A 4,608-nucleotide genomic window follows, 5' to 3' on the forward strand; every position below is an offset into this window, starting at 1 on the left:
GCCCGCGCCGCCCGCGAGGCCCGCGACGCCGCCGCCCTCGCCCTCAGCGACGAGGCCGAGGAAGCGCAGCTCGTCCGGCTCGTCGCGCATCTGCGGGGGCAGGAACAACTCACCGCCGGGCTGATTTTGCGGGCGATCCTCTCCCTGCGCCTCCCGTTCGCGGAGATCGCCCTCGCCGAGCTGAGCGGCCTCAGCCGCGCCCGCGTCGCCGGGCTGGTCCTGGAGCCGCACGGCGCCGGCTTCGCCGCCCTCCACCGCCGCGCCGGCCTGCCCGCCCTGCTGCTGCCGGCGATCCAGGCGGCGCTGTCCGTCTGGCGCGACGCCAATGGCGGCCGCAACGGCATGGACGGACCGCGCCTCGCCCGTTCGATGATCGAGGCGGCGCTGACCGCCTGCGAGAGCATGCCCTTCGCGGAAGCCCGCGGTCTGATGGCGCTGCTCGCCCGCTTCGAGGCCGAGGCGGCCCGGGACGAGGCGCGCATCCTGGCGCACGAGCAGGCCGAGGCCCAGGCGTGGGAAGCGGCCGAGGCGCCCGCCCTGCTGACGGCATCGGAGGCCGCGGGCCGCCTCGTCGCGGAGGCGCCGTCGGAGATCCTCATCCTGTCCTCGGAACCGGTCCTTCCCGACGCCGCCGCCGCGTGGCCGCTGGCACCCCGCCCGGAGGAGCGCATCGGCGCGGCCGTGATTGAGGCCTCCGCGGCGATCGTGCCGGACACGGCCGAAACCGTGCTCGCCGGCCTCGCCGACGAGATCATGGCGCGCTTCCTGGCCGACCGGGCGGCCACGGCGGCGCAGCTCCCGGCGCCCGCGCCGGAGACCGCGGCGGCGAGCGTCCAAGAGATCGTGGTCGAGCCGAAGCGCCCCGCTCGGCCCCGCGCGATCGCCGTGGCGGTGGCCGCCGGGATGATCCCGGAGGATCTGATCCTCAGCTACCGCGCCGACCGGGACCGCCAGCGCCTGGCGGCTTGAGGGCATTGGCGCAATTCGCTTCTCCGAGCCTGTTCGATCACCGGAATCAGCAGATCGTCCGGCTAGCTCCGCTTGTCCGACCAACCCCCCTCATCCTGAGGTGCTCCTTGTCTCGGCAAGGAGCCTCGAAGGAGGCTTCCAGAGGCCGCAGCGACGTCTGGAGCCCTCCTTCGAGGCCGCTTCGCGGCACCTCAGGATGAGGTGAAGGCTTGGAAAAGCCAATCAGGGCTGGCTGTTAGGCCGACGTCCAGGCGCGCATCGCCTGCGGTCCGACGATGTCCATCGGCGGCTCGAAGTCGCTCGCCCGGCCGCGCATCGCCTCCGGCGGCTCCGGGAAGCCGCTGCGACGCCGGTAGTCGCGGCGGATCCGGCGCGAGGGCCGGAGTGGCGCCTGCGACAGGTTGCGGGCGCAGACCGCGTCGAGGGCGGTGGCGCCGGCGAGCGCCATCAGCGCGACGATCGCGTTGCCCCGGCGCGGGTTGGACTCCTCCAGGGCCGGCAGCACCGTGGCGATGTCGACGGCGTCGCCCCCGACCCGCCCCCAGATCCAGGGTGTCGGGTCCGTCGTGCCGAGGATGCCGACGCCGGTGACGATCTCCCGCACGCCGTAGGCGCGGATGACGGGCGCCAGTTCCGGCTTGCCGAGCCAGCGGGCGATCGACGCCCCGGCGACGATCTCGGCGGCGCCGAGACCGAGGGAGAACCAGCCGAGGCCCTGGGCGAGCCCTTCCGTCGCCGGATCGGGCCGCCGCCGAGAGTCCGGCGCGATCCGGCGGAGCGCGCCACCATCCGATCCGTCGCTGTCGCGGGCCATGACACCTCCGCCTTGCGCGATTGGGCCGCGGACGCTCAGGGCCGCAGCACGACCTTGATGCAGTTGTCCTGCTTGTCCCGGAACGTCCGGTACATCTCCGGACCCTGTTCCAACCCGGCCCGGTGGGTGATGACGAAGGAGGGGTCGATCTGGCCCTCCTCGATCCGCCGCAGGAGGTCGTCGGTCCAGCGGTTCACGTGAGTCTGGGCGGCGCGGATCGTCAGGCCCTTGTTCATCACCGCGCCCATCGGCATCTTGTCGACGAGCCCGCCATAGACGCCGGGGATCGAGAGGATGCCGGCGGGGCGGCAGACGTAGATCATCTCCCGCAGCACCGAGGCGCGGTCGCTCTCCAGCATCATCGCCTGCTTCACCCGGTCGAAGACCTGCTCGACGGCCCGCGGCGAGTGCGCCTCCATGCCGACCGCGTCGATGCACTTCTCCGGGCCCTTGCCGTTAGTGAGCTCGTTCAGGCGCTCGACCACGCTCTCGCGGCTGTTGTCGATGGTGATCGCGCCGCCCGCGCGCGCCATGTCGAGGCGCTCGGGCACGCTGTCGATGCAGACCACCTGTTTCGCGCCGAGCAGCACCGCCGAGCGCACGGCCATCTGCCCGACCGGCCCCGCGCCCCAGACCGCGACGGTGTCGTGGGGCTGGATGTCGGCCTGCACCGCCGCCTGCCAGCCGGTCGGAAAGATGTCGCCGAGGAACAGCACCTGCTCGTCGGTGAGCGAATCCGGCACCTTGATATGCGTCCGGTCGGCGAACGGCACGCGCACGTATTCGGCCTGCCCGCCGGCATAGCCGCCGGTGAGGTGCGAGTAGCCGAACAGGCCGGCGGTGCCGTGGCCGAACACCTTGGCGGCGAGGCTGCGGTTGCGGTTCGAGCGCTCGCAGACCGAGAAGAAGCCGCGCTTGCACTGGTCGCACTCGCCGCAGATGATCGTGAACGGGATCACGACCCGCTCGCCCTTCTTGAGCGTCCCGTTCAGGCCCCGGCCGGTCTCGACGACCTCGCCCATGAATTCGTGGCCGAGGATGTCGCCCTTCTTCATCGCCGGGATGAAGTGATCGTAGAGGTGGAGGTCCGAGCCGCAGATGGCGCAGGACGTCACCTTGATGATCGCGTCGCGATCGTCCTCGATCTCAGGATCGGGAACGGTGTCGCAGCGGATGTCCTGGGTGCCGTGCCAGACGAGGGCCCTCATCGGATCTCTCCCAAGGATTCTTCTTCGGCCAGGCGCGAATGCGTGAATGCGCTGCCGGGATATCCTCGGGAGTCGGAGAATTGTTTCACGCCGCCATGGCATTCGCCCGCCGAAGATCGTCGACGAAGGCTTGGTAGGCGACCTCCTTCGCCGCCTCGTCGGGCAGGCGCAGCAGGTAGGAGGGGTGGACCGTGATGAAGCCCTCGAACGGCCGGCCGAATTCGGCGGGGCCGCGGGCGCGGGTGATCGGGATCTGCTTGCCCGTGAGCGCGAGCACCGCGGTGGCGCCGAGCGCCACGACGAGCCTCGGGGCGACGAAGTCGAGTTCCTTGTCGAGCCACCAGCGATAGTGGCTCACCTCGCCGGCCGTCGGCTTCTCGTGGATGCGGCGCTTCCCGCGGAGCGTGAACTTGAAGTGCTTGACCGCATTCGTGAGGTACGCCTCGCCCCGGTCGATCCCCGCCTCCTCCAGCGCCCGCGAGAGAAGCTGGCCCGCCGGGCCGACGAAGGGCCGGCCCTGGCGGTCCTCCTGATCGCCCGGCTGCTCGCCGACGAAGGCGATCCTGGCCCCGATCGGTCCCTCGCCGAGAACGGCCTGCGTCGCGCCGGGAACGAGCGGCTCCGAGCGGGCGATGACCGCGTTGAGGGCCTCCAGCGAGTCCGGCTCGTCCCGGCTCATCCGCGCGACGGCGCGGACGGGGTCGCGCTTTGCCGGCATGGTCGGCTCCTTCTCGATCATCGCCTGCGCGCGGGCGCTCGCCGCCCGCACGAGAGCGGGAATCGCCGCCGTCTCCGGCATGTTCCGCCAGTACTTGCGGGGCATCTCGGCGCGCATGGCGTCGAGGTTCAACCGGGCCGGGTTGAACGTGCTCTCGTAGTAGTCGCGCCAGCCGGCCTCGAAGCCATCGCCGTCGGGCACGTCCTCGCGGCGTCCGGGCGGGCCGAAGCGGAGCGCGCCGTCCCAGTGCGCCGAGCCCTCCGGCGTCAGGATCGACCAGGTCAGCGCGCGGAAGCGGTCGACGAAGAACGGGGCGGCCGCCTCCAGGATGTGATGGTCGGGCTCGAACCACGCCGCGAAGCGCTCCGCCCCCTCCCCCGGCACGCGGCGGAAGCGCAGGAAGGCGTGCATCTTGTGCAGGTCGCGGCCGATGGCCTTGCGCATCCGGTGGAGGCGGTGGACGAGCGGATCGCTCGCGACCTCCATCAGCGCCCGCTCGCCGTGAACCACGCGCCAGAGCAGCGTGTAGAGCAGGCCGTAGCGCTCGGGATCGCGGTGGGGCACGACCATCGGGATCAGGTCGGCCACCGCGCGGGGGAGCGCGAGCGGCGGGCCGTCCGCGGGGACGAGGTCGGCGCCGAACAGGCTCGGCGCTTCCGTCTGCCAGACGACGGTTTCCGGGGGGATGCTCGAAGCGATCAGGCGGCGGGCGGCGGCTCGGAAGCCCGACAGATCCGCGCCGGGGGCGAGGGTGACGACGTGGATACCCGCACATCGCCCTCCCCCCTCCGCGGGGGAGGGTGGCCCCTGCGTCAGCAGGGGTCGGGTGAGGGGAGCGCCGCTTCCGGAAAGACCTGAGCCGGCCCCTCTCCCGCCCGCTTCGCGGGCACCCTCCCCCG

Annotated in this window: 4 protein-coding genes; 1 reads left to right on the forward strand and 3 read right to left on the reverse strand. The window is 72.1% G+C overall.

What is annotated here, in order from left to right; genetic code table 11:
* Positions 1-969, forward strand: a 969-nt coding sequence (locus MFF42_RS26360; RefSeq protein ID WP_283206864.1) for a DUF2336 domain-containing protein, incomplete at its 5' end; no start/stop codon positions are given.
* Positions 970-1,204: 235 nt separating this feature from the next.
* Here MFF42_RS26360 and MFF42_RS07930 read toward each other — a convergent pair.
* From MFF42_RS07930 to MFF42_RS07940, 3 genes are all read right to left on the reverse strand, one after another.
* A complete protein-coding gene (locus tag MFF42_RS07930) occupies positions 1,205-1,783 on the reverse strand; it encodes a cyclase dehydrase (protein ID WP_238255253.1) in 579 nt (192 codons plus the stop codon).
* A 35-nt stretch (positions 1,784-1,818) separates the two neighbouring features.
* Positions 1,819-2,991 (reverse strand): zinc-dependent alcohol dehydrogenase, encoded by a 1,173-nt coding sequence (locus tag MFF42_RS07935; RefSeq protein ID WP_238255254.1) that lies wholly within the window; start codon positions 2,989-2,991, stop codon positions 1,819-1,821.
* Positions 2,992-3,076: 85 nt separating this feature from the next.
* Positions 3,077-4,525: a UdgX family uracil-DNA binding protein gene (locus MFF42_RS07940; protein ID WP_238255255.1), complete on the reverse strand. Its 1,449-nt coding sequence runs from the start codon at positions 4,523-4,525 to the stop codon at positions 3,077-3,079.
* Between the last annotated feature and the right edge of the window lie 83 nt (positions 4,526-4,608).

This window comes from Methylorubrum podarium, assembly GCF_022179745.1.
Classification (GTDB): Bacteria; Pseudomonadota; Alphaproteobacteria; order Rhizobiales; family Beijerinckiaceae; genus Methylobacterium; species Methylobacterium podarium.